The organism is Eudoraea sp. (genome assembly GCF_049669105.1).
Lineage (GTDB): Bacteria > Bacteroidota > Bacteroidia > Flavobacteriales > Flavobacteriaceae > Eudoraea.
This window is the reverse complement of the sequence record NZ_JBATKE010000165.1, coordinates 29,060-54,651: the sequence shown is the minus strand read 5'-3', so window position 1 is coordinate 54,651 and position 25,592 is coordinate 29,060. Positions and strand designations below refer to the sequence as shown.

Here is a 25,592-nt window from a genome sequence, read left to right as displayed (position 1 = left end):
TCTTAATCCAGTCCATCAAACCTTTCCAAAAAGACACGCCGACCAGAATAATGGGAAATTTACCAATTTTATTTGTTTGAATTAGCGTAATGGCTTCGAAGAGTTCATCAAGCGTACCAAATCCTCCAGGTAAGACGACAAATGCTTGTGAATATTTTACAAACATTACCTTTCGCACAAAGAAATAATCAAAATCCAAGCTCTTGTCATCATCAATATAAGGGTTGTCATGTTGTTCGAAAGGAAGATCTATATTCAATCCGACTGAAGTTCCTCCAGCCAAATGTGCTCCTCTGTTACCGGCTTCCATAATACCAGGACCACCACCTGTAATAATACCATAACCAGCTTCGGATACTTTTTTGGCAACATTGACGGTAAGTTGGTAATATTTAGAATCCTCCTTGGTTCTGGCAGAACCAAAAATTGTAACACAAGGGCCAATTGCACTCATTTTTTCAAAACCATTCACGAACTCTCCCATTATTTTAAAAATGGCCCATGAATCATTGGTTTTAATTTCATTCCATCCTTTATGATGCTTCTCTTTCCTCATATATTTAATTTTTTATCACTTGCAGATCGATCTAATATAACTAGAGATTTAACTGCGAACTTCAAGTTTCGAATTTTTTAGACTAAATTCCTTTTTAAGGTAAAATGCGGTATAACTTTTATCGTCTTTAGCCACTTCTTCAGGAGTTCCTTCCGCAACTATCATGCCGCCTCCCCGGCCTCCTTCATAACCTATGTCAATTATATGGTCCGCCATTTTTATGACATCCATGTTATGTTCAATTATCACAATGGTATTTCCTTTGTTCACCAGTTTGTTTAAAACTTCCATGAGTACTCTGATATCCTCAAAATGCAGTCCGGTTGTAGGTTCATCCAAAATATAGAAAGTGTTTCCTGTATCCCGTTTAGACAATTCGGTGGCAAGTTTTACACGTTGCGCTTCTCCTCCTGAAAGAGTAGTCGATTGCTGTCCTAATGAGATATAACCTAGTCCGACATCTTGAATGGTCTTCAACTTTCTATAAATCTTTGGTATTTGGTCGAAAAAGGCTACTGCTTCGTCAATGGTCATCTCAAGAATATCCGCTATGGATTGTCCTTTATATCTAATTTCCAGAGTCTCCCTGTTAAATCGTTTACCGTTACAGGTTTCACATTCAACATATACATCGGGAAGAAAGTTCATTTCAATTACCCTCAATCCACCTCCCTGGCAAGTTTCACATCTGCCTCCTTTTACATTAAAACTAAATCGGCCCGGTTTATAGCCCCTTATTGCCGCTTCAGGTGTTTTTGCAAAAAGGGAACGTATTTCTCCAAAAACGCCGGTATACGTAGCCGGATTGGACCTAGGTGTTCTTCCAATTGGAGACTGGTTAATATCTATTACCTTATCGATGTTTTCAAGACCTTTAATATCGGTGTAGGGCATAGGCTTTTTAACACCATTAAAATAATGGGCATTCATTATTGGGTAAAGCGTTTCATTAATTAATGTTGATTTACCACTTCCAGAAACACCCGTTACGGCGATCATTTTACCCAAAGGAAATTCAACAGATACATTCTTTAAATTATTACCTGTGCAACCCATCAAACTTAAACTTTTTCCATTCCCTTTTCTCCTTGTATCAGGAATAGGAATCTCCAGTTCTCCTGTTATATATTGAGCGGTTAATGTATGTTGTTCAATGAGTTCAGCTGGTGTTCCTTGTGAGATTATCTCGCCTCCGTGTTTTCCTGCCAGCGGCCCTATATCAATTACATGATCTGCATTCTCAATCATATCACGGTCGTGTTCCACTACAATTACAGAATTTCCAATATCCCTGAGCGATTCCAGTGATTTAATAAGGCGATTGTTGTCTCGCTGATGCAATCCAATACTGGGTTCATCCAATATATATAAAACCCCTACCAACTGCGATCCTATTTGTGTTGCGAGCCTTATCCGTTGTGCTTCACCTCCCGAAAGTGACTTTGAGCTGCGGTTCAGCGATAAATAATCAAGGCCCACATCTAACAAAAACTTAATTCTCGATTTAATCTCTTTGATGATCTCTTCGGCAATCTTTTTTTGATTTCCCTCTAGTCTGGAATCAAGTTGATCAAAAAAACTGGCGAGATCAGAAATATCCAGTTGACATAATTCTGCTATATTCCTATCCTCAATTTTATAATAAAGTGATTCTATTTTTAACCTTGTACCATTGCAACTGGGGCAGATTCTTTTATCCATAAAATCTCTGGCCCAGCGTTTAATTGATGTAGAATCTGCCTGATGGTACTGGTTTTTTATAAAATTTGCAATACCCTCATAGTCTATGTGGTATAGTCTTTTTACACCAAGGGTTTTAGAATCAACTTCAAACTGTTCAGCGCCTCCATAGAGAATAGTCTTAAGTGCTTCGTCCGGAATTATCGATATGGCATCCGTAAGTTCAAATTCATATCGTTTGGCTATAGTTTCTAATTGCTTAAATGCCCATGAGCTTTTATATTCACCAAGGGGTGCAATACCACCTGATTGAATGGATAATTTTTTATTCGGAAAAATTTTATTTTCGTTTACCTCGAAGACATGCCCCAGACCATTACAATCTTTGCACATTCCCTTAGGGGAGTTAAAGGAAAATGTATTGGGTTCAGGTGTTGGATATGAAATACCGGTACTTGGGCACATTAAGTCCCTGCTGAAATACCTTGGGACTGCTTCACCTTCTTCAAGAACCATTAAGACATTTTCACCACTATACATGGCTGTATTTATGGACTCGGAAAGTCTTTTATTTAAATTTTCATTGTCATCAATTTTTAGGCGGTCTATGACGATTTCAATATCATGGGTTTTATATCTATCCACCTTCATTCCTTTGGTGATATCCAAAATTTCACCATCTACTCTTACCTTTACAAACCCTTGCTTTCCAATTTGCTCAAAAAGCTCACGATAGTGCCCTTTTCTGGACTTAATTACAGGGGCAAGGATGTTTATCTTTTTTGCAAAATAACTTTCTTTAATAAGCTCTTTAATCTTCTCATCACTATAGCTTACCATTTTTTCGCCTGTATTATAGCTATAGGCATCAGAGGCTCTGGCAAACAATAACCTAAGGAAATCGTAAACTTCAGTTATTGTTCCTACCGTGGAACGCGGAGATTTGGAGGTGGTCTTCTGTTCTATCGCGATAACTGGGGACAGACCATCGATTTTATCTACGTCGGGACGTTCAAGGCCTCCCAAAAACTGTCTTGCATAAGAAGAAAAGGTCTCAATATAGCGACGTTGCCCTTCAGCGTAAATAGTATCGAAAGCCAATGAAGATTTACCACTACCTGAAAGCCCGGTAATTACTACCAGTTTTTCTCTTGGGATGGTTACATCAATATTTTTTAAATTATGAACGCGGGCTCCCTTAACTTCAATATTCTCCTCGTAATTTATCATTGAATTAGACAAAGTTGCAAAGGTACGTTTTTGACGACTAAAAAGGAAGCGTGGTTTATTTTGATTTTGTTAAAGAGTTGTAAATAATCTATGGCAAATTGCCTTCCCGGTAACTTGTTTCATAAATAACTGTTTCTATAACAATTGCTATAATTTCAGATAGAAGCAAAAGGGTTAAATCAGTCGATATATGTATTATCAAGCCTGAAAGATCCCATTAACGGAGTGTAGTGAACTGTAATGCCAGTAACAAGCTGGTATAAAACTTAAAAGTTTTTCAATGTGTGACTATTTCATAATTCCTGTTAAGATAAATACTATGATACTATACTGCTTCCTTATCGTCCTGATATTTCCTCTGAAGTTTAGGCAATTGATGTGTATGTAATTTATTGGAGATTAAAGATTTAATAGAATTGTTGGCAAAATAAGTATTCCATGATTCAATAACACTTGTTGCATTAGTTTGAATAAGATTATTTAGAGGTCTGACATTCGCTATTATGCCTTTTGAATCCAATGTCATTAATTGAATTGTATGAAAGTTATAATAAAGCCCATAGTTCCGCTTTATGTCGTAAATAATCCATTGACGGTCACTGAAATTAGACCTAAAGTGTTTTGATACAAGAGGTAATATGTCAAACTCGGGTTCCACAATAATAAAGTGAGCGCCATCTATTGAGACATTGAATTTCATATATGTCTCCATCCGGTTTTTTTTCTTACTTACCATATTTGCTAAATAATTTATCCTAAAAACCATATCATCCGCTAAATCTATGTGATTGGGTGACCCTTTAGCAACTATTTTTTGAATATATGAATAAAGTAATTGTTCAATACCAGGAGTCTCACTTAAAAAAGCAAAATAAATATTCTTCATGGCGTTATTACTTCTTTGGCTAATACCATTCCAGACCCGCTTAGCTTTATGTACTTGTGTTAAAATAGTTTGCGTTTCAGTAAACAGTCCCTTTTGAACCTGATTTTTCCTTTGAATATCAACAACATTGATTTTTTCCTCAAATGCGGTAAATATGGAAGTTAAAAACCCATTAAAACTCCCGTCATACAACAATATTTTTTCTTTTTCCATAACTTTTAGAATAGGCTTAATTGTTTGCTAAATGATTTCTGCGATATATTTTTAGATACTTTCTGTTTTATCTTTGACGGCCTCTTTTCTTTTTTAAGTTCTCTAATGCCGCTTGAATAAAAGCTGTCATTTAATCCTCTTTGAGCCCATAGGCTAAGTTTTTCAGTAATAATTTCATCTAACATGATTATAACTCATTTGTATATATTCCAAAAATATGGAAAAAATCCTAAATTAGGAAATATTCCTAAATTATTTTGGAAATATTCCAAATTTTGTATCTTTGAGACTCCTGAATGGGAAACTTTCCAAAATAAAACGAGGCGAAGTAGTATTAACTGGTACAAAAGATGAGAAAACAGTTGTAATCATACGTATAGGTGTAGAACAGAAAAAATAAAAAAATGACTATGGAAAATGAACTTACCATAAAAAGATTTATTGAGATTAGACGAGATTTGGGATATACGCAGGCTGAATTTGCAGGGATGCTTGGAATTCCTAATACTACAGCCGATATAGAACGTGGTCGCACCAAACTTTCTGGCAGGGTGGTAGTTGAATTATTAAAACAATTTAATGTGAACCCACTATGGTTATTTGGCGATAGTAACAATCAATATTTAAATTATTCCGGTACCAGTGTTATCCCAAAAGTTGTAACAGTGGATTCTTCTGATAATGATAATATGGTTTTGGTAAATGCCAAAGCAGCCGCTGGCTATCCTCAAAATATTCAGGATACAAGTTGGTACAAACAACTGCCTGCCTTTGATCTCCCACTTCCCGAATTCAGAAATGCCACCTACAGGGGCTTTCAGGTTGAGGGTGATAGTATGTTGCCTAATCTGCAGCCGGGCGAATGGGTATTAGCTAAAGCGGTGGAGGGACTGGATGATATAAATCGTAATAAAATGTATGTAGTGGTGCTTCAAGATGCTCTACTTGTTAAGAAGATTGAGAAATTACCCGGGAATTCAAAAATGCTTTTGATTTCACTTAACGAAATCTATCCACCTTATGAAATAGAATCTGACCAAGTACAGGAACTTTGGCAGGTAAGCAGCAAAATAACTTTTGGGGTAGATGCAACCACAGAAAAAGGCTTGTTAAGGCAGCTGCAGGAATCTATGGAAGAGTTAAAAAATCAGCTGAAGCAATAGGCATCCAAAAAGCAGATTTTAAGTTAAAGAAAGAATCGTTAATCCAAACTTCTGAGGTTTAAAAACCTACTGCCGTATCATCTCCTCTTTTATCTGCGCCTCCTTCAAGGCTACCATCCGATAAAACCCGGATAGCATCCACTTTACCCAGGATAGGTGTAGGTTTCTCATTAATATTATAACCTTTGGATTTTAATTCAATTTTCAGTGCATCGGAAAATCCTTCTGTCTCAAAAACAATATGATCCGGAAGCCACTGGTGATGGAATCTAGGCGCGTTCACAGATTCCTGCATACTTAAATTAAATTCATATGTATTTAGAATTGTCTGTGCAACGGCTGTAATTATTGTAGATCCCCCGGGCGAACCGACCACCATCCAAAGCGTACCGTCTTTTTCAACAATAGTTGGGGTCATTGAGCTTAGCATTCGTTTCTCAGCTGCTATGCTATTGGCTTCAGCTCCTATAAGACCAAACATATTGGGCTCTCCTGGTTTAGCACTAAAATCATCCATTTCATTATTTAGGAAGAACCCTAGTTCATCGCTATAGAGTTTGGAGCCATATGCTCCGTTTAAGGTTGTAGTTACTGAAACAGCATTTCCCATCTGGTCCACAATGGAATAATGAGTAGTCTCATTACTTTCAATAATTTCCACGGTACCATGCTGTACATCACTCGAAAGAGTTGCCGAATCAAATGAAAAGTTCTCCATACGGGCTTGTAAATACTTTTTGCTTAATAAAACATCAAGCGGAATAACTACAAAATCCGGATCGCCAAGGAAGAAGTTTCTGTCGGCATAGGCCCGTCTTGCCGCTTCAGTAAACAACTGAATTGATTTAGCAGAATTATGACCAAAGTCGGAGATGTCATAAGATTCAATCATCTTAAAGATTTGATTTATTGTTACTCCACCACTGCTAGGGGGGCTCATTGAAATTATCCTTAAGTCCTTGTAATTGAATACAATAGGTTGTCGCCATTTGGCTTCGTACCCCGCCAAATCTTCTTCAGTTACATAACCTCCTTTTTCCTGGATAAATCTTGCCAGTATTTTGGCGGTTTCGCCTTTGTAGAATTCATCCCTTCCGTTTATTGCTATTCTCCTTAAAGTATTTGCCAGGCCAGGATATCTTAGGGTGTCTCCGGCATCGCACTTATTGTAAAACAAAGTACTTTCTCCATTTACACTTTTAATCTGATCCCAGTATTTATCCAGTCTGTCGGCTTGCTTTGAAGTTACCTGAACCCCTTCATCAACCAGTTTAATAACCGGGTCCATTATCTCTTTAATAGGCAGCGTACCAAATTTATTATGAACTTCAAATATTCCGGCTATAGTTCCCGGCACTCCAGTGGCAGTGGCACCCAGGGTGCTCTTTCCCGGAATTACATTGCCCAAAGAATCCAGATACATATCTTTGTGGGCCGCTAATGGTGCCTTTTCACGATAATCAAGGGCTCCTATAGAGCCATCATTTTTGCGGTAAACCATAAATCCACCACCACCAAGGTTGCCGGCAAATGGATAAGCCACTGCCAATGCAAGTTCAGTTCCAACCATGGCATCAAAAGCATTTCCTCCTTTTTGAAGTATGGCTATTCCTACCTTTGAAGCCTCTTCACGCGCAGATACTACCATTGCATTTTTACTTACCACACCAGTCGGTATAGGAGGCGGAGGTGAACATTGCGCGAATAGTAAAAGCGCAAAGAGTAGAATTAGTATTCGCATATTGAAGTATATTTTTGTTTGGAAAAAACCACAAGTTCATTGAAAAAATCGGTGAATTCTACTTCAAACGCTTCGTAGTTTTTTTCAAGATCAAGAATGGCAAAATTCATTTTACTTTTATTATTGGTTCTTCTGTTCATACCACTTAAAACCCTGCTAATCCCATCCATTTGGGCATAGTTGAGAAGCCAATTATCACTTATCATATAAGGGATCATTCGTTTAGTGCCATCGGGCAGAATGGTATAGTTGTCCTCCAGTAAATCATAAAATTTATCTACAAAAATTTCCAAAGGAGTTTCTGAATATTGCTTCCAGTTCTTAGCTAGAAAGTGATCGTAAAAAATATCTACTATTACCCTGCTGTAATGACTGTAATTCTGGTGTAATCTTTTACTGCTTACCCTGGGTATAGGGTGTGTATCTGTATAAGTATCTATTTCACGATGCAACAGGATTCCTTTTTGTATTCTATCTGGAAGGTGTTTGTATTTATTTGCTTTTATGCTGTCCGCAATAAAATTTCCGATAGTTATTTCGTCATCTCCAAAAGAGAGATATATGTGTGCTAAAAAATTCATTCAACACGAATATAACCTTAGCAACTGAATTTACAAATTAGGAGCGCATGATAATTGTTAAGACATGTATATTTGCAAAAACTATTTAAAATTCTATGACATTAATAAAATCTATTTCAGGCATAAGGGGCACCATAGGAGGGAGGCCTAACGATAATCTCACGCCAATTGATGCTGTTAAGTTCGCGGCGGCTTATGGGACATGGTTAAAAGACTATTCTAAATCGGATAATTTAAAAGTTGTTGTTGGAAGAGATGCCCGTCTTTCCGGAGAAATGATTCAGAATTTGGTAGTATCTACACTGGTTGGGCTCGGAATAGATATTATAGACCTTGGGTTGTCTACAACACCTACCGTAGAAATAGCCGTTCCGCTGGAAAATGCCAATGGGGGTATTATTCTTACCGCAAGTCATAATCCAAAACAATGGAATGCATTAAAACTATTAAATGAAAAAGGAGAGTTTCTTGATGCAGCCGAAGGGGCAATTATTCTTCAATTAGCGGAAAAAGAAGATTTCAATTTTGCTGAAGTAGATGAACTTGGAAAGATTACCAGAAATAATGCCTACATTGATATACATATAGACGAAGTTCTTAATTTGCCATTGGTTGACGCAGATACTATTAAAAAGGCCAAATTTAAAGTTGTTGTGGATGGCGTCAATTCTACAGGAGGCATTGCTATTCCGAAATTACTTGAATCCTTAGGGGTGGAAGTCATTAAGTTATATTGTGACCCTACCGGGAATTTTCCGCATAATCCTGAACCCCTGAAAGAACATCTGGGGGATATCTGCAAACTTGTTGTAAAGGAAAAGGCTGATTTTGGTATAGTAGTAGATCCGGATGTAGATCGTTTGGCATTCATTAGTAATGACGGCGAAATGTTTGGTGAGGAATATACCTTAGTGGCTTGTGCAGATTATGTTCTCGGGAAAACAAAGGGAAACACTGTTTCCAATTTATCTTCTTCAAGGGCGCTCAGGGATATTACGATTAAGCATCATGGCACGTATGAAGCTTCGGCTGTAGGGGAGGTCAATGTAGTGAAGAAAATGAAGTCCAACAATGCCATTATTGGGGGTGAGGGCAATGGCGGAATTATCTATCCGTCAAGTCATTACGGAAGAGATTCTCTTGTAGGCACTGCCTTATTTTTAATGCTTATGGCAGAGAAGGGAGGTACTGTAAGGGAATTGCGTGACAGTTACCCAAGTTACTATATGAGCAAAAAGAAAATTCAATTAACACCGGAACTTGATGTTGATGAAATCTTAGTGGCTATGGAAAAAAAATATAGCAATGAGGAAGTCTCGACTATCGATGGGGTAAAAGTAGACTTTCCAGAAAATTGGGTGCATTTGAGGAAATCCAATACTGAACCAATTATACGAATATATACAGAGGCAAAAACGCAAGCAGAAGCTGATACTTTAGCGGATAGAATAATAGATGAGATTAGAGAAATTGCAGGCATCTAATATTTAAAGCAAATTTATTTATAAGGCTGCGTGAGGATTAGAGATATTTTTCAGGTACTTTATCACGGTGTTTCCATCGTCTGTGTGTCCAAAGATAATACGCAGGATTCTGAATAATTTCTTCCTCGGTTAGTTTTAGGAACTGATTGGTAATTTCATTCTCTGCAGTTTTACTGCCTTCCAGAGCAATTGGTATAAATTCAGTTTTATAGTATCCACGTTTAACCTTAGAGACTTTGGCAAAAACAACTGCGTGGTCATACCTTTTTGCGAGTAACTCAGGACCATTAAAAACGGGCACTTTTATATTCATGAATTTTGTCCAGTATTGCGCCAGGTGTGCCTGAGGCGATTGATCACTTACAATACCATATACTGCTTTTATGCCATTTTGATGATTTCGTGCCATGGTTATAACGGTCTCTTTCTGAGAAATGGGCGTTGTGCTCCATATCGCACGGATTTTTTTTATTAATCGATCAAAATAAACATTTCCAATTTCCTGATATATTGCAAATCCTTTTGACTTTACATAACGATTTACGATGATACTCCATTCCCAATTGCCATAATGAGGAAACATTACCAAAATGCTTCGTTTTTTCTCCAAATCAAGAAGTAAATCAATATTGGGAGTGGCATAGCGCTTTTTTAATTCTTCTTCCCCGATATTTAAGGTTTTGATAGTTTCCAGAAACATATCACACATATGCTTGTAAAACGCCTTTTGAATTTTTTTGATCTCCTGGTCACTTTTATGAGGAAAAACAAGGGTCAGATTGTTATAAACTACTTTTTTTCTATAACCAATAATGCGATATACCAGAATATAAACCAGGTCAGAAAAAAGATAAAATAGCCTATAAGGAAGTATAGAGATTAACCATAAAAAAGGATAGGCAAGAATATATACCAGAAGTTGCATGCGTAAAATTAATATGGGCAAATATAGCTATATTTAGCGCTTAATTAAATGGATATATTTATGAATATGCATCTGGCAACAATTGCCATTATGGCTGTGAATATTTTGATTTCCTTGAAAGGATTTAATGATGTCACTTTCTTTGATCGCTATAAGTTTGCCATTGGGGCAATAAAGGCAGGTCAACGTGATAGAATGGTGACTTCAGGGTTTCTTCACGTAGATATTTCCCACCTCTTCATGAATATGTTTACTCTTTATTTCTTTGCCTCGGTTGTAATTAACTGGTTTGGCTGGGAAAAATTTATAATTATTTATTTTGTTAGCCTTGTTGCGGGAAGTATACTAGCCTTGTTTTTTCATAAAGATGAACCCTTTTATAGCGCTGTGGGGGCAAGTGGTGCTGTAACCGGTATATTATATGCTGCGATATTGCTACAACCTGATATGCGATTGGGAATCATGTTTATACCAATTCCTATCCCGGCATATATTCTGGGTCTTGCCTACATGTTATACTCTATCTATGGTATGAAAAAGCGTTTGGGTAATATTGGACATACCGCTCATTTTGGTGGAGCTATTGGAGGATATGCTACAACCTTACTTTTTAAACCGGATTTAATAATTACCGATACATTAATGGTGATCCTTCTTGCTATCCCAATAATAATTCTATTTGTTCTTGAAAAATTAGGTAAGATATAATAACACTTACATAAAACAGTAAGTAAAAACCTATATAAATTAGAGAAATATTCAATTTGCAGTCAACTAAATATTACTATTTGACGAAAAAATTAAGGTTATTTTATACCAATTTTGTTCTTTTGACGTTAGTTAAATGCCCAAATTAATTTAATTACCTACTTATGACTAAAAGAATCCCCCTTTTACTTATGGCCCTAATGGCCTTTTTTCAATCATGTAGCGACGAAACTACTGTCTTTCAGGACGAATTGCAAGATGATGTTTTTTTGGAAAACAGCGAATCTAAGCTTGTAAGCAGTATCTCCTATGATAAATCCGGTGTACTGGATATCTTTGAGGAAGAACAATTAACAAACAAGTCTTTTGGTACTGCCAAAGCTGAACTGGCGGGTGATTATCCTTTAACTCTTGTAGCCCAGGTTAAATCTCCAACTTATCAGGGCAGAGATAATCTTACAGCCTCCCATGTACATGTGGATGGTAATTATGCTTATGTATCATATAACACGGCCGGCGAGGACTATTTTGGTGCTCTGGATATTATTGATGTGAGTAACCCATATAGCCCCAGAATAACTTCCAGGTTGTTTTATATTAATGCAGATATGAATTCTTTACAATATAAGGATGGCTATTTATATGCTGCAGGAGGTGTTAACTCAGAAACTTCAGTTACAGCTACTTCCAATTCATTTGTTGCTAAACTGGCGGTAGCTAACGGAAAGTTTAACCTTGGATCAGGTATTGTCTACGGATTTCAGGAAGGCTTCAATGCCAATGATATCTCAATTGACAATGGCAAGGTTCTGGTAACCAGTGGTAAAGATGGTTCCTTAACGGCTTATGATCAATCGGATTTATCTGTATTGAATGAAGTTCCTTTTAGCGACCTACGGTCATTATCAATAAATAATGGTTCTATTGCACTTCTAAATGCAGGAACGGGAATTACAATTGTTGACTCAAATTTCCAAACCCTAAAGGAAATACCAATTTCTTCGGACCTTGGATTGGCAACTAAGAAAATAATAGATTTTACGGGAGACAAAATAATTGTTTCTGAGGGAAATAAAGGCGCCGGTGTATATAGTTATTCTTCGGGAAGCCTTTTGGAGTATATACCTATTTTGATTAATCCGGATGGAGTGGAACAGGAAGATAAAGTAACCAATGCGGTGGCGTCTAATGAAGGTGTATTATTAATGGCAAACGGAGGTGCGGGACTTTGTTTATCTGAAGAAAATGGGAATGCTGCAGATCTTGTTGGAATAATTGAATTAGAAGGATCAATCAATTACGTGGCCTCAAAAGGGGATTATATTTTTGCTGCTTCAGGCAGAGAGGGACTTCAGATTATAAAACTAAACAGACCCAGTGCAAGTCTGGAGGCAGAATGTACCGACACTCCAAAATACAATGGTAATTCCAATTTAGATGTAAATCAGGGAGAGGATCTGGCCTATAGCGGATCTAAAAGATTCAAGAATTTTAATGTAAGTGGAAACTTATTATTATGTGGATCATGGACGGTTAGGGAAGAAGTAAATATTAACAGCAATGCACTTTTTGCTATGTCTGGTACCTTAGTGGTAGCGCGAAATAACAAGCGCAGAAATGTAACGGTTGATGAGGGTGCTACTCTCAAAATTGAAGGAGATATTACTATTTACGGAGATTTAATCCTGAATGATGGAGCAAGTCTTGAATTTATAGGTAATGATTCTAAGGCTAATATTTTTGGAGATGTTATAAAAAATGGCAATGCAACAATCACCGGTCAATTTGAAGACCTAAGGGATAAATTTTAATACCACGAAATAAAAATTAAAAAGCCCCCACATATTTGCAGGGGCTTTTTTTATGGAATTAAGTTTTTATTATTGCAGCAATTCTGATATTTTATTTTCCAGAGCAGGGCCTCTTAAATCTTTAGCAATTATTACCCCATTCTCGTCCAGGATGAATGTGGCAGGTATTGCTCTGACATTATAGAGTTCGGCTATTTCATCAAAATATTTGATATTTGAAACATGGTTCCAAACCAAACCGTCCTCTTCAATAGCCTTAGTCCAGTCTTCAGCCCGTCTGTCTAAAGAAACTCCAAGAATATTAAGACCCTTGTCATGGTATTTATTATAAACCTGAACAACATTGGGGTTTTCTGCTCTGCAAGGCTTACACCATGCCGCCCAAAAATCTACTATTGTTACTTTTCCCAACACATCATTGAGTGCCAATTCATCGCCGGTAGGGGTAGGAGCGGAAAAATTTGGAGCCTTTGCGCCAATTGAGGTGTTTACAAGCTTGTCAAGTTTACCCTTAATTCTTTGACCAACAACAGTCTCCTTTATTTTAGGGCTCAGTGCGTCATACAATTCTTGAATTTCCTTTTCGGGAAGTACCTTTGTTGTCAATACTTTTTCAATTATTAAAGCAGAAATTAGAGCATCCGGGTTTTCTTTGGCAAATTTTAATTCGAAAGTTTTGGCCTCTTCCTGTAGTTCGAAATATTCATCTCTTAAAGATGCCATTGAGGCAGTGTCTTGTACTCCAGAGGCATTTCTCATCTCATCAGACATTGATCTTGCCCTTTGAGCCAGGCTTCTTGAATCCTGAAGGAAATCAGCAAATAAATCGTTCTGTAAAGTACCTTCAATTTTGGCGAAGGCCAGGCTGTCTTTTTGGGCACTTACCTCAATATTACCATTTTCAATTATTACCGGAATATTTCCACGTACGCTGTTAACTAATAAATAATGGAGCTCTGGCATTGAAGAAGAGCCTGTAAATGTAAACTTTCCGTTTTCTATTGTTGTGGTGTCTATTTCAATTAACTGATTGGCCTCATCGGTCTTTTTAAGAAAGACCTGTGTTCCGTTCTCTATTTCACCATTAAGAGTGCCTTCCAGTTTAAATCCTTCAGGAGAAGTGTTACATGCCATAAGTATGCCTAATAGCAATACAGGTAATACGATTTTTTTCATCATTTTTTAATTAAGAGGTGCAAAGGTAATTATATAAGACAGAATAAAAAAAGTCCTTATACATAAGGTTATGTTAAGGACATCTGTACTCATAAAATGTTGTTTCAGAACTGATAGCGTATTCCCAATGCAATATCAAAGTCAAAATTATCTGAAAAGTCATTATATCCCAAAATACCGAGTTCAGGCCTTAAGTCAAATGATAATAAGAGTGGGATATCAAAATTATATTCTACTCCTACATTTCCCGCCACTAAAACAAAGAAACCGCCATCGGGAGTGACATCATCTGGAATCGGTTCAAAGCTTGCACTACCAAATCCTGCGCCCGCTCCATAGAACCAGTTAAAATTACCATCTATATGGCGTACCCATTCGTAAAGCCCAGTTACTTTGAAAGCGTTATATTCCCTGCTGTCTCTCCAACCCAGATTTAACTCCAATCTGTGATATCTGCTCAGTAATCTTTGATAAGAAATTTCTGCGCCAAAACCATCGCTGTCACCCAGGCGAAGACCAAGTGCATTATCGGAAATTTCCTGAGCACTTATTGTTACTGTAAAAAGACACGCTAATAGGAAAAAGGGATTTAAAATTTTCATATGTTCTGATTTTAGTTTAGGTTTAAAATCGCTCTCAGCTAATAAAAACTTAATTTTGCATCTAAAATTGTTCAGGATTGGATAAAAATCTTTTAAAAGATCTGGAGAGTAGCCTGGAAGGCACTTTACATTTTGATAAGCTTTCCAGAGCCTTGTATGCTACTGATGCCTCTGTATACAGAAAAGTACCAATGGCTGTAACCTTTCCCAAAGGTAAAAATGACATTATAAAACTAATTCTTTTTGCAAAACAACATCATGTTGGGCTTATACCCAGAACTGCAGGTACATCATTAGCCGGACAATGCGTAGGTGATGGAATAGTTGTTGACGTATCCAAACATCTGACTAAAATTATACAACTAGATGTCGAGGGAAAAACTGTCACAGTTCAGCCTGGGGTAATCAGGGATGAACTCAATGAATATCTAAAAGAGTATGGGTTGTTTTTCGGACCAAATACATCAACCTCTAACCGCTGTATGATTGGAGGTATGGTGGGAAATAATTCGAGTGGGACAACATCTATTCAATATGGGGTAACGCGAGACAAAGTCATTTCATTAAAAACAATACTATCAGATGGTTCCCAGGCTTCATTTAAATCTGTTACCCCTTCAGAATACAGAAAAAAAATGAATTTAAATACTCTTGAAGGATCTATATACAGAGAATTGTTTACCGAGTTGCAAAACAAAAAGATACAGCAAAATATTAAAGAAGAATTTCCAAAAAGCAGTATTCATAGAAGAAATACCGGTTACGCAATAGATGAATTATTGCATAGTAGCCTTTTTGGTGGTCATGAGGATGAAATTAATATTTGCAAACTACTAAGTGGGAGCGAAGGAACTCTGGCTTTTACTACTGAGATCACGTTGCAATTAGACGACAGTCCACCTCCACTTGCAGCCATGGTCGTTACCCACTATAAAACCCTCGAAGATTGCCTCCAGGACGTAGTTCCAGTTATGAAACACAATTTACACCTGTGCGAAATGATGGATAAAGTGATATTGGATTGCACCAAAAATAATAGAGAACAGTTATCCAACCGATTTTTTGTTCAAGGTGATCCGGCAGCCTTACTTATGTTAGAGTTGAAAGATGATTCTGAAGATGGTCTTGAAGGAAATTTGCAAAAACTCCTAAAAACGATAGAGGCTTCCGGACTTAGCTATGCCAATCCTATTCTGAGGGGAAACGATATTATTAAAGCCATTGCGTTAAGAAAGGCAGGTCTTGGCCTATTAGGAAATATGGTGGGAGATAGGAAGGCTGTGGCCTGTATAGAGGACACTGCGGTTGCCTTAGACGATCTGAATGATTTCATTGGAGAATTCACACAGATTATGAAGGGTTACGGTCAGGATGCGGTCTATTACGCTCATGCAGGTGCTGGCGAACTTCATTTAAGACCAATTCTGAACTTAAAACGGGCTGATGATGTTTCTCTTTTCAGGTCAATTACAACAGATGTGGCTAAACTCACCAAAAAATATGGAGGGTCCTTTAGCGGGGAACACGGTGATGGCATTGTCAGAGCAGAATTTATTCCTATGATGCTTGGAGAGGATAATTATAAATTGCTTACCCGGATAAAATCTTATTTTGATCCTGATCATATTTTTAATCCGGGAAAAATTGTAGACGCCTATCCAATGGACGAATCATTGCGCTATGAAATTGAACGCAAAGAACCCGAGATCAAAACAATTTTTGACTTCTCAGACAGCGAAGGGATATTAAAAGCCGCTGAAAAATGCAATGGGAGTGGAGATTGCCGAAAAACCCATTTAGCTGCCGGTGGAATGTGTCCCAGCTATCATGCAACAAAGAATGAAAAGGATACCACCAGAGGACGTGCAAATGCGCTTCGAGAAGTACTCACAAATTCCGCTGAGACAAACCGATTTAATTCTTATGATTTAAAAGAGGTATTCGACCTGTGTTTAAGTTGTAAAGCCTGTGCCAGTGAATGCCCCAGTAATGTTGATGTTGCCACCTTAAAATCTGAGTTTTTGTATCAATATCAGGAGGCCAACGGGTATAAATTCAGAAATAAATTATTTGCATTTAATACCCGATTAAATGCTTTGGGAAGTATTGCTCCCAAAATCACGAATACGATTTACAATTCTCGAATACTGGGTTATTTGATCAAGAAAATTTCAGGAATTGCATCTGAAAGATCATTGCCAAATATTTCAAATATAAATTTAAATAAATACCTTCAAAACACTTATAAACAAGAAGTTAATAAAGAAAAAGAAGTTATCCTCTATATTGATGAATTCACACGTTACCTGGACACTGATGTTGGTAAAGATGCTGTAGATTTATTGTGTGCATTAGGGTATAGCGTGCATCTCTTTTACGGCGAAAGTGGACGAACATATATTTCAAAAGGGTTTTTAAATGAGGCTAAAAAGCTGGCAGATAAAAATATGGCATCATTGTTCAAATATGCCCAAAAGGGTACTCCAATTCTTGGAATAGAACCATCTGCAATACTGACCTTCAGAGATGAATACAAAAGGTTTCATTTTGAAACGGAAAAAGTTGACGCAATTGCTTCTGCATCTTACCTCATTGAGGAATTCCTGGCTAAGGAAATAAAAAATGGAAACATTAGAAAAGAACAATTTACAAAGTCGGCTGCAACTATAAAAATACATGTCCATTGCCATCAAAAGGCACTCTCTGACCAAAAAGTAACTTTCGATGTATTAAATCTCCCGGAAAACTATAAAGTAAGTATCATTTCTTCAGGCTGCTGCGGTATGGCCGGATCCTTTGGATATGAAAAGGAGCATTATAGTATAAGCATGCAAATTGGGGAGTTAAAACTCTTTCCATCAATAAGAAAATCTGAAGAGAGCGTAATTATTGCAGCTAATGGGACGAGTTGCAGGCATCAGATTTTAGACGGAACAAAGCGGAAGGCGCTCCACCCCTTAACTATTTTAAAAAATGCATTATGCATTAATTGATTTGTCTACTTTTTCAGCAGTTTGTTGTTTTGAGACCTGTTTCATTTTAAGGGAGGTAATGAGTTCTGATAAATCCATTGACTTTAAATCTTCATCTGCAAAAAAGGGAGTGAGTTTGTCATAGCTATAATTATAAACTTTCCATCGCTTAAATGAATACTCCAAAGCGCTAAGGTTTTCTACCCAATCACCGGAATTAAGATAAGTACAATTGCCGTTCTTTGTCTCAAGAATTTCCTTTTTAGGCTGGTGAATATGTCCGCATATCACAAAGTCATATCCCTTCGCTATACCGGTTTCTATTGCTGTTCGCTCAAAATTGTCAATATATCTTACCGCATTCTTCACACTATTTTTTATTATTTTTGCCAGTGAATATCTTTCTTTCCCAAGTTTGATAAAGAACCAATTTAATATTCTATTTAAACGGAGTAAGAGATCGTAACCATATCCACCCAGTTTAGCGAGCCACTTTACGTGTAAAATGGAAATATCAAAAACATCTCCATGAAAAACCCAGGCTTTTTTGCCGTCTAATTCTAAAATTAATTTGTCTTGAATACTAAAGTTTCCTATAAAGATATTGCTGAACTTACGCAACATATCGTCATGATTGCCAGTAATATAGATGACTTCAGTACCATTTGAAGCCATACTTATAATTTTTTTAAGAATCCTCAAATGAGACGCAGGGAAGTAGTATTTGCTAAATTGCCAGATGTCAATAATATCCCCGTTTAAAATTAATTTTTTAGGTTCTATGCTACTTAGATAGGCCATTAATTCTTCTGCATGGCAGCCATAGGTCCCTAAATGCACATCTGATATTACCACTACGTCTATATACCGCTTCTTCAAAGGATAAAGAATTAATTGATTGTAAAATTAGACCCATTGGTATAATATTGTTTTAAGTTAAAGACACTATTGTATAATGCCAAGGTTAAGTTTGACGTAGATAAACAGCCATTTGTTACCTTAATATTAACTGGACGCGCATTTTGGTTTCCCATAATTTAACATCTATCTTTGGCTATTGTAAAAATGAGGCAGTACTCATAATATGATATAAGAAAGACCTTAGTTTATGGCTGGTAATACGTTTGGGACACTTTTTAAACTCACTACTTTTGGTGAATCACATGGTAAAGCAATCGGGGGCGTTTTGGATGGCTGCCCATCAGGAATAACTTTGGACATGGATGCGATTCAACAAGAACTGGATAGAAGAAAGCCTGGCCAGTCGGCAATAGTTACCCAGCGTAAAGAGCCGGACACAGTCGTTTTTTATTCCGGTATTTTTGAAGGGAGGACTACGGGAACACCAATTGGTTTTGCTATTTATAATACCAATCAAAAATCAAAAGATTATTCACATATAAAGGACTCTTATCGTCCTTCTCATGCAGATTACGTCTATGATAAAAAATATGGTTTTAGAGATTACAGGGGAGGGGGCAGAAGTTCAGCCCGTGAAACAGCGAGCCGAGTGGTTGCCGGCGCAATAGCCAAACAATTTTTAAATGGAATTCGCATAAATGCTTTTGTTTCTCAGGTAGGTTCAATTTGCCTGGAAAAGGGTTACACCGATCTGGATTTAAATTTAACGGAAAGTAACGTTGTTCGTTGTCCGGATCCGGATACGGCTGCCAGGATGGAATCGTACATTAAAGAAATACGAAAAGAAGGAGATACAGTGGGTGGGATTATTAGTTGCGTAATAAAGAATGTCCCTGTTGGACTTGGAGAGCCTGTTTTTGATAAGCTACATGCCGACCTGGGAAAAGCTATGTTATCTATTAACGCGGTTAAAGGATTTGAATATGGCAGTGGTTTTGAAGGTGTTAAAATGAAAGGGAGTGTTCATAATGATCAATTTAAAGCTGATGGCAGTACAACTAGCAATAACAGTGGTGGTATACAGGGTGGAATAAGCAATGGAATGGACATTTATTTCAACGTGGCATTTAAACCGGTTGCTACGGTCATTCAGTCTTATGAAACTCTTGATAAAGATGGGAACATGGTCAAAACTCAGGGTAAAGGTCGGCATGACCCCTGCGTAGTACCAAGAGCGGTGCCAATCGTAGAAGCAATGGCGGCATTAGTACTTGCAGATTTCACTCTGCTAAACAGGACCATCAAATTATAAACTTGCTTTTTTAGGGGTTTTCCCATCAAAATACTATCTTTCTAGACTAAACTTTTTATATGAAGAAACTGGAATTGCATTGGCAAATCCTGATAGGGATGATTCTTGGCCTTCTTTTCGGCTTCGCAATGACCTATATTGAATGGGGGCGTGGTTTCGTACAGGATTGGATCAATCCTTTTGGGACCATATTCGTTAAACTACTTAAACTAATTGCAATTCCTCTTATTCTAGCGTCTTTAGTCAAGGGAATTTCTGATTTAAAGGATATTTCCAAATTTAGAAATATTGGACTTCGAACAATAGCCATTTACATATGTACTACAATAATTGCTATTACTATCGGTCTGGTTTTGGTTAATATTTTGCAACCAGGTGAAGGCATTTCAGAAGAAACAATTACTAAATTAACAGAGACCTATGCTTCAGATAGTGGCGTAACCTCCAAGCTTGAAGCAGCTTCCAGGCAAAAACAAGTTGGCCCGTTACAGTTTTTGGAAGATATGGTTCCCGATAATGCATTTGGTGCGCTTAGTGATAACAGCCTAATGCTTCAAGTGATATTTTTCACTATTTTCTTGGGTATATCTATGTTATTAATAGGTGAAAAAAGGTCTAAACCGCTAAAGAAGTTTTTTGATTCACTAAATGATGTAGTGCTGAAAATGGTAGATTTAATAATGCTTACGGCTCCGGTGGCCGTTTTTGCGTTATTAGCCAATGTTGTTGTTTCTTCCGGGGACCCGGATCTATTGCTGGCATTATTGAAATATGCAGGCGTAGTAGTTTTAGGACTACTTTTAATGATTGTTTTTTATAGCATAGTGGTGGCCACGTATACCAAGAAGAATCCATTTTGGTTTTTAAAGGAGATTAGTCCGGCCCAACTATTGGCTTTTTCCACAAGCTCTAGTGCCGCTACATTACCTGTGACAATGGAAAGGGTAGAAGAGCATATTGGCGTAGACAAAGAAGTTTCTAGTTTTGTACTCCCTGTTGGAGCTACTATAAATATGGATGGCACAAGCTTATATCAGGGTGTTGCGGCTGTTTTTATTGCTCAGGCTCTTGATTTTGATCTTACGCTTGGAGGGCAATTGACAATTGTTCTTACCGCCTTACTTGCGTCAATTGGCTCTGCCGCTGTACCTGGTGCTGGTATGGTCATGCTGGTCATTGTTTTGGAATCTATTGGTTTTCCATCAGATAAGCTGGCAATTGGTCTGGCACTTATTTTTGCAGTAGACCGGCCTTTGGATATGTGCAGAACTATTATAAATGTTACCGGAGATGCAACGGTTGCTATGGTTGTTGCCAAGTCTGTTGGTAAATTAGGGAAACCCCATGTAGAGGATTGGGACGAATTTTATGAAGAAGTAAAATAAATTTAATACAATACCAATGAACATTTGTTTTCTTATGTATCCCTGGGAGGAGATTGATCCTGAGAATGACACAAGCCTGGCTTTAATTCACGAATGCGTTAAACGAAACCGCGGCGCAACTGGTCACTACGTTTAATGATGCGCATCAACCTTTAAAAATATTTTCTAACGGATTCCCAAAAAATGTAGTGACCTAGGAAGGTCTGGCTGTTTTTAGTGAATATATTAGTGGAGCACTTTCAATTAAAAGACTTAAAGAATAAGCATATAGAGTTTTAGCTTCAGACAGTTTAATCCAGAAATTTTGCTTTTAATTCGGGAGTTGGGATCATGCATTCATTTTGTTTCCCAAACCAGCCATACCTGTTTTTTGCTACAAAATCATAGATCCAATCCCTTATAGGTTTCGGCACCCATTCAAATACACCTAATAGACGCCATCCACCCCCAAAAGACTTACCAATCTCCAACGCCGCAGTTGATTTTGTATAAAAGGCAATATTAGGATCAATCAGAATGATTGAATCTATTTGTGAGGAATTTATTCCTCTTTCTTTAAGAAGTAATGCAGCTACCTCACTTTGCAAAGCGGCAAACTTATAGACATTTTTTTTATCATGCTTAATGACAAATTGAATAGCGCTATTGCAAAGGTTGCAAACGCCATCGAACAATATGATTTTTTTATCTCCTTGTGTTTTCACGATTCAAAAATAAAGCCTAACAATAAGATTCCGATATGTTTTATAATGTATTTAAGAAAGTTCGGCATTAATTTAAGAGTAAGCTTGTGGTTTCTAATGATAGTCAAAAACTATTTTTTGGTTTCAACCAATTCTAATTGATCCACACTTACATTAGTGGTAAACATACCGTAATTGACTACAGCTTTGTTTTTTTCGAGTTTGTCAATGCTGCCAACGGCCCTGCCATCAAACATTCTAACCCGATCTCCAATTTTAAAAACTGGTCTCGGTTTATTTTTCTCTTTTAAACCTGCTTTTTTCTTTTCTGTCTTCTTTTTCTCACGAATAATATTTACCTCTTTCTGTACTTCCTGAGCAGTTTGTACTTTTTTTTGTCTCTCAGTCTTGGCTTGAACAGCAGATTTTTTCTTGCGTTTACTATTTTCAGTCTCCACAATTCTTATAAGTTCGGAAACAAGGATACGTTTCTTTTTATCTTGAAAATATTTGTCTGCTATAGTATTTACTTTATTACCCAATACGATCATTCTCTGGTCATGGTCATACAATTCCTGATAATTTTCCAACTTCGATTTTACTTTGGCATTTAGTTTTTCCAGCCGAATAGCTTCATCCCGGGCTTTAGACTCTTCTTCCTGTAACCTGGTGCCAGTTTGAGCCATTTTATTCCGCTCTTTCTGCATTTTGGCAATGGTTGCATCAAACCGCAATTTACCCCGTTCAACCTTCTTCTTGGCTTTGTTGATTAAATTATATGGAATCCCGTTTTTCTGGGCTACCTCAAAAGTAAAAGAGCTTCCAGGTTGTCCTAACTCCAATTGAAAGGTAGGTTCCAGAGTCTTGGAATTGAATAACATATTTGCGTTAGTAGTATGTGGCAGTTCATCCGCTAAGGCCTTTAGGTTAGCATAGTGGGTAGTAATAACACCAAACGCGCCACGCTCATAGAAAACTTCTAAAAAAGCCTCAGCAAGAGCTCCACCTAATTCGGGATCACTTCCTGTTCCAAATTCATCAATAAGGAATAAGGTGTCCTTATTACACTTCTTAAGAAACTTATTCATATTCTTTAGTCTGTAACTGTATGTGCTTAGATGATTCTCAATAGATTGATTATCACCTATATCTGTAAGAATATTTTTAAACAGACATAAAGAACTGCGTTCATGAACAGGAATTAAAAGCCCACTTTGCAACATAATCTGAAGTAATCCTATTGTTTTTAGAGTAATACTTTTCCCTCCGGCATTTGGGCCCGAAATTACAATTATCCTTTTCTCTGGATGTAGCTCAATGGTCTGTGGCCATGTCTTTTGTCCACTTCTTTTGTTAGTCAAAAAAAGTAAGGGATGGAAAGCATCTCGCAAATAAAGCCTGCCATTACTGTTTATTTCAGGTAATAGCGCATTCATTTCACTTGCGTATTTAGCCTTGGCAGCTGTAATATCGACCTGTGTTAAAAAACTTTGATATTCACGCAGGAGATATTCGTAAGGCCTGATCAGATTTGTTAATTGATTCAGAATCCTTTGAACCTCCTCTTTTTCATCAAATTCAAGGTTATTGAGCTCTCTACTATATCTTAATGAAGCCTCCGGTTCTATATAAACTATACTTCCGGTTTTAGAGGTTCCCATTACGGTACCTTTAACTTTCCGCCTGTACATTGCCTTAACGGCCAGTACTCTCCGATTTTCTACGACAGACTCCCGGATTTCGTCCAAAAAGTCGGAAGACTGGCACGAATTCAGGGCCGTTATAAAACTTTGATTGATTTTACCTTTAACATGGTTTATTTGACTGCGTATGACCTTTAATTCACCGGAAGCATTGTCTTTCACCTCACCAAAACGATCGATAACTAAATCTATATTAGAAATTATCTCGGTATTGGATTCAATTTTTTCGGTACTGGCAAATAACAAGGGGTAATAATCCTTAAATTTTTTAAAGAATTTTTTATGGGTATTCACTGAAGTGCAAATAATACCAATTCGTCGAAAACCCGAAATTTCCAGGGTTGTATTTTCTATTTTAAGTAGCTGTAATTCCTTGTTTATGGAATCAAATCCGTGATTGGGAATCCGATTATCATTGCTATAAGAAGACAGATATTCAGAAGTTTGCCCTAATACTTGTATTAGGTCTTCTTTTGCTGATATTGGCTGGATAGCTACAGCACCTATCTTTCCTAATTCGGTACTGCAGCGGTCTGACAGTTGCTGCAATACTAAAGGGAACTCTAAATCTTGTAAGGTTTTTTTATCTATTGTTTGCATTTTTAGGAATTGCAGATGTCAAAGGTATGGAATAGGGGTGATTTTGAAAATTCTATGTGGCAATGAGTACAAATAACATCACGCGAAAGAATAGCTATGTAAATAAAACCGGGTAAAATGCTTGCTGATTTTAACATTTAGCACAATAATCCAATATAAAGCGGTGTTTAGTAACTATAGAACAACGATTTGAATTTAGTTCTGAGCCTAAAAGCTGTTTTAAATGAGAAGATATTTCAATAGTACTGCCTTGCTAGTACTACTTACAATTATAGTTAGTTGCAGTTCAACGAGGAATGTTGAAATACAGACTATGGAGCCTGCAAAGGTTTCTCTTTCCAATACCATTAAAAGAGTGGGAATTATAGGCGGGAAGGTACATTTAAAAGAAGCGAAAGATCAAACTGCACTAAACCAGCATATTGCCAGAGAAAATCAACAACTTGCCCTTAAGGCAAGGGATGCAGCAATTAATGGACTATATAATGTACTTGCCGGCGACAAACGTTTTGACACCATAATATTGCTGGAAGATAACGCACAAAATGAGGAAGATCTTACTATTAATGGGAATTACTTAGACTGGAACACAGTTGAATATTTATGTCAAAAAAATAAGGTTGATGCCATTTTTTCAATGGCTTATTATGATTCAGACACAAGGGTTTCTTTAAAAAAAACCACTATGGAACAACTAAATTTGTTGCGTGTTAAAGAAAAAGTTGCCGCGCAACAAATTACACTTGAAACCTTAATTGAAAACGGATGGCGCATTTATGACCCCTCTAGTAAACTTCTTATTGATGAATTTACTTTTAACAATCAGATTATTTCAACTGCCAAGGGACTTGATCCTTATGAAGCACTGCAGGCAATAGAAGACAGAACAAAAAATATAGTAGCACATAGTAAACAGACAGGAAGTTCCTACGGAGCCAGATTACAACCCTATGAGCATAGTATTTCCAGAGATTATTACGTTCGCGGCACACCAGATTTTGAACAGGCAGAAATCTACACTTTATCGGGTGATTGGGAGGCGGCAGCGGACCTTTGGAAAAAGGAAACAGAAAATAATGATCCAAAAATAAGCAGCAAAGCCTGCTATAACCTGGCGATTTTAAATGAACGTAACAATAATTTAGCAGAGGCAATGGACTGGGCACACAAGGCCTATTCTAAACACCAGACAAAAAAAATAGCGGAGTATATAGAATCATTAAAGTACCGGCAACAGCAACATGAGCTCCTTCTCCTTCAACAATCAGAACCTTTAACTTCAAAATAGTTTTCCAGACCGATTGGAATGTTATTTATGAT

General features: G+C 37.2%; 20 protein-coding genes and 2 pseudogenes. 10 read left to right on the top strand and 12 right to left on the bottom strand.

The features are described from left to right. From WBM60_RS13480 to WBM60_RS13465, 4 genes are all read right to left on the bottom strand, one after another. Positions 1-556: TIGR00730 family Rossman fold protein (locus WBM60_RS13480; protein WP_424283185.1), on the bottom strand; the 556-nt coding region annotated here is incomplete at its 3' end. A gap of 48 nt (positions 557-604) precedes the next feature. Beyond that, positions 605-3,466, bottom strand: a complete 2,862-nt coding sequence (gene uvrA, locus WBM60_RS13475; protein WP_424277407.1) for an excinuclease ABC subunit UvrA — start codon at positions 3,464-3,466, stop codon at positions 605-607. Between the two features lie 325 nt (positions 3,467-3,791). After that, entirely contained in the window at positions 3,792-4,565 is a 774-nt protein-coding gene (locus WBM60_RS13470) for a TIGR03915 family putative DNA repair protein (protein ID WP_424277406.1), read from the bottom strand. 5 nt (positions 4,566-4,570) lie between these two features. Next, entirely contained in the window at positions 4,571-4,750 is a 180-nt protein-coding gene (locus WBM60_RS13465; RefSeq protein WP_424277405.1) for a hypothetical protein, read from the bottom strand. A gap of 225 nt (positions 4,751-4,975) precedes the next feature. Here WBM60_RS13465 and WBM60_RS13460 point away from each other — a divergent pair, with 225 nt between their 5' ends. Then, the gene (locus WBM60_RS13460) at positions 4,976-5,728 is read left to right on the top strand and encodes an XRE family transcriptional regulator (protein WP_424263663.1); all 753 of its coding nucleotides are present in this window, start codon (positions 4,976-4,978) and stop codon (positions 5,726-5,728) included. A 58-nt stretch (positions 5,729-5,786) separates the two neighbouring features. Here WBM60_RS13460 and ggt read toward each other — a convergent pair whose 3' ends face one another. Together ggt and WBM60_RS13450 are read right to left on the bottom strand one after the other, a co-directional pair. Then, a complete protein-coding gene (gene ggt, locus WBM60_RS13455; RefSeq protein ID WP_424263665.1) occupies positions 5,787-7,469 on the bottom strand; it encodes a gamma-glutamyltransferase in 1,683 nt (560 codons plus the stop codon). After that, positions 7,457-8,050, bottom strand: coding sequence for an ACP phosphodiesterase (locus tag WBM60_RS13450; protein ID WP_424263667.1), 594 nt, complete (start codon positions 8,048-8,050; stop codon positions 7,457-7,459). The genes ggt and WBM60_RS13450 overlap by 13 nt, the downstream gene beginning before the upstream one ends. 95 nt (positions 8,051-8,145) lie before the next feature. Between WBM60_RS13450 and glmM the strand changes: the two genes are divergently transcribed. Continuing rightward, positions 8,146-9,534, top strand: coding sequence for a phosphoglucosamine mutase (gene glmM, locus WBM60_RS13445; protein ID WP_424283184.1), 1,389 nt, complete (start codon positions 8,146-8,148; stop codon positions 9,532-9,534). Positions 9,535-9,571: 37 nt separating this feature from the next. On the opposite strand, the gene WBM60_RS13440 is transcribed toward glmM, so the two are convergent. Beyond that, on the bottom strand, positions 9,572-10,480 hold the full coding sequence (locus tag WBM60_RS13440) for a lysophospholipid acyltransferase family protein (protein ID WP_424278599.1): 909 nt from the start codon (positions 10,478-10,480) through the stop codon (positions 9,572-9,574). A gap of 39 nt (positions 10,481-10,519) precedes the next feature. Here WBM60_RS13440 and WBM60_RS13435 point away from each other — a divergent pair, with 39 nt between their 5' ends. Next, positions 10,520-11,167: a rhomboid family intramembrane serine protease gene (locus tag WBM60_RS13435; protein ID WP_424263673.1), complete on the top strand. Its 648-nt coding sequence runs from the start codon at positions 10,520-10,522 to the stop codon at positions 11,165-11,167. A 164-nt stretch (positions 11,168-11,331) separates the two neighbouring features. Continuing rightward, the gene (locus WBM60_RS13430) at positions 11,332-12,978 is read left to right on the top strand and encodes a hypothetical protein (RefSeq protein ID WP_424263675.1); all 1,647 of its coding nucleotides are present in this window, start codon (positions 11,332-11,334) and stop codon (positions 12,976-12,978) included. 69 nt (positions 12,979-13,047) lie between these two features. Here the strand turns inward: WBM60_RS13430 and WBM60_RS13425 are convergent, their stop codons facing one another. Together WBM60_RS13425 and WBM60_RS13420 are read right to left on the bottom strand one after the other, a co-directional pair. Next, on the bottom strand, positions 13,048-14,157 hold the full coding sequence (locus WBM60_RS13425) for a redoxin domain-containing protein (protein WP_424263677.1): 1,110 nt from the start codon (positions 14,155-14,157) through the stop codon (positions 13,048-13,050). Between the two features lie 101 nt (positions 14,158-14,258). Further along, on the bottom strand, positions 14,259-14,756 hold the full coding sequence (locus WBM60_RS13420; RefSeq protein WP_424263679.1) for a hypothetical protein: 498 nt from the start codon (positions 14,754-14,756) through the stop codon (positions 14,259-14,261). Positions 14,757-14,833: 77 nt separating this feature from the next. On the opposite strand from WBM60_RS13420, the gene WBM60_RS13415 reads away from it, so the two are divergent. Continuing rightward, on the top strand, positions 14,834-17,749 hold the full coding sequence (locus WBM60_RS13415) for an FAD-binding and (Fe-S)-binding domain-containing protein (RefSeq protein ID WP_424278645.1): 2,916 nt from the start codon (positions 14,834-14,836) through the stop codon (positions 17,747-17,749). On the opposite strand, the gene WBM60_RS13410 is transcribed toward WBM60_RS13415, so the two are convergent. Next, positions 17,735-18,607 (bottom strand): UDP-2,3-diacylglucosamine diphosphatase, encoded by an 873-nt coding sequence (locus tag WBM60_RS13410; RefSeq protein ID WP_424260236.1) that lies wholly within the window; start codon positions 18,605-18,607, stop codon positions 17,735-17,737. The genes WBM60_RS13415 and WBM60_RS13410 overlap by 15 nt on opposite strands. Before the next feature lie 229 nt (positions 18,608-18,836). Here WBM60_RS13410 and aroC point away from each other — a divergent pair, with 229 nt between their 5' ends. The 4 genes and pseudogenes from aroC to WBM60_RS13390 form a co-directional block, all read left to right on the top strand. After that, on the top strand, positions 18,837-19,901 hold the full coding sequence (gene aroC, locus WBM60_RS13405; protein ID WP_424277403.1) for a chorismate synthase: 1,065 nt from the start codon (positions 18,837-18,839) through the stop codon (positions 19,899-19,901). A 59-nt stretch (positions 19,902-19,960) separates the two neighbouring features. Beyond that, positions 19,961-21,286 carry a dicarboxylate/amino acid:cation symporter gene (locus WBM60_RS13400; protein WP_424260241.1) on the top strand — a complete coding sequence of 442 codons (1,326 nt, stop codon included), beginning with the start codon at positions 19,961-19,963 and terminating at the stop codon, positions 21,284-21,286. 34 nt (positions 21,287-21,320) lie between these two features. Next, positions 21,321-21,401, top strand: a pseudogene (locus WBM60_RS13395) (hypothetical protein); the annotation flags it as partial. Continuing rightward, positions 21,400-21,546: pseudogene (locus tag WBM60_RS13390) on the top strand (tyrosine/phenylalanine carboxypeptidase domain-containing protein); the annotation flags it as partial. The pseudogenes WBM60_RS13395 and WBM60_RS13390, both read left to right, overlap by 2 nt. A 30-nt stretch (positions 21,547-21,576) precedes the next feature. On the opposite strand, the gene WBM60_RS13385 reads toward WBM60_RS13390, so the two are convergent. Both WBM60_RS13385 and WBM60_RS13380 read right to left on the bottom strand, forming a co-directional pair. Then, entirely contained in the window at positions 21,577-21,990 is a 414-nt protein-coding gene (locus WBM60_RS13385; RefSeq protein ID WP_424260243.1) for a thiol-disulfide oxidoreductase DCC family protein, read from the bottom strand. Between the two features lie 110 nt (positions 21,991-22,100). Next, positions 22,101-24,272, bottom strand: coding sequence for an endonuclease MutS2 (locus tag WBM60_RS13380; RefSeq protein WP_424260245.1), 2,172 nt, complete (start codon positions 24,270-24,272; stop codon positions 22,101-22,103). 223 nt (positions 24,273-24,495) lie between these two features. Between WBM60_RS13380 and WBM60_RS13375 the strand changes: the two genes are divergently transcribed. Beyond that, positions 24,496-25,560: a DUF6340 family protein gene (locus WBM60_RS13375; RefSeq protein ID WP_424260247.1), complete on the top strand. Its 1,065-nt coding sequence runs from the start codon at positions 24,496-24,498 to the stop codon at positions 25,558-25,560. Positions 25,561-25,592: the final 32 nt, after the last annotated feature.

What these genes read in the sequence shown, in the direction of transcription:
- uvrA (WP_424277407.1), bottom strand. Translation starts at nt 3,466, where the DNA reads ATGATAAATTACGAGGAGAATATTGAAGTTAAGGGAGCCCGCGTTCAT.
- WBM60_RS13470 (WP_424277406.1), bottom strand. Translation starts at nt 4,565, where the DNA reads ATGGAAAAAGAAAAAATATTGTTGTATGACGGGAGTTTTAATGGGTTT.
- WBM60_RS13465 (WP_424277405.1), bottom strand. Translation starts at nt 4,750, where the DNA reads ATGTTAGATGAAATTATTACTGAAAAACTTAGCCTATGGGCTCAAAGA.
- WBM60_RS13460 (WP_424263663.1), top strand. Translation starts at nt 4,976, where the DNA reads ATGGAAAATGAACTTACCATAAAAAGATTTATTGAGATTAGACGAGAT.
- ggt (WP_424263665.1), bottom strand. Translation starts at nt 7,469, where the DNA reads ATGCGAATACTAATTCTACTCTTTGCGCTTTTACTATTCGCGCAATGT.
- WBM60_RS13450 (WP_424263667.1), bottom strand. Translation starts at nt 8,050, where the DNA reads ATGAATTTTTTAGCACACATATATCTCTCTTTTGGAGATGACGAAATA.
- glmM (WP_424283184.1), top strand. Translation starts at nt 8,146, where the DNA reads ATGACATTAATAAAATCTATTTCAGGCATAAGGGGCACCATAGGAGGG.
- WBM60_RS13435 (WP_424263673.1), top strand. Translation starts at nt 10,520, where the DNA reads ATGAATATGCATCTGGCAACAATTGCCATTATGGCTGTGAATATTTTG.
- WBM60_RS13430 (WP_424263675.1), top strand. Translation starts at nt 11,332, where the DNA reads ATGACTAAAAGAATCCCCCTTTTACTTATGGCCCTAATGGCCTTTTTT.
- WBM60_RS13425 (WP_424263677.1), bottom strand. Translation starts at nt 14,157, where the DNA reads ATGATGAAAAAAATCGTATTACCTGTATTGCTATTAGGCATACTTATG.
- WBM60_RS13420 (WP_424263679.1), bottom strand. Translation starts at nt 14,756, where the DNA reads ATGAAAATTTTAAATCCCTTTTTCCTATTAGCGTGTCTTTTTACAGTA.
- aroC (WP_424277403.1), top strand. Translation starts at nt 18,837, where the DNA reads ATGGCTGGTAATACGTTTGGGACACTTTTTAAACTCACTACTTTTGGT.
- WBM60_RS13400 (WP_424260241.1), top strand. Translation starts at nt 19,961, where the DNA reads ATGAAGAAACTGGAATTGCATTGGCAAATCCTGATAGGGATGATTCTT.
- WBM60_RS13380 (WP_424260245.1), bottom strand. Translation starts at nt 24,272, where the DNA reads ATGCAAACAATAGATAAAAAAACCTTACAAGATTTAGAGTTCCCTTTA.
- WBM60_RS13375 (WP_424260247.1), top strand. Translation starts at nt 24,496, where the DNA reads ATGAGAAGATATTTCAATAGTACTGCCTTGCTAGTACTACTTACAATT.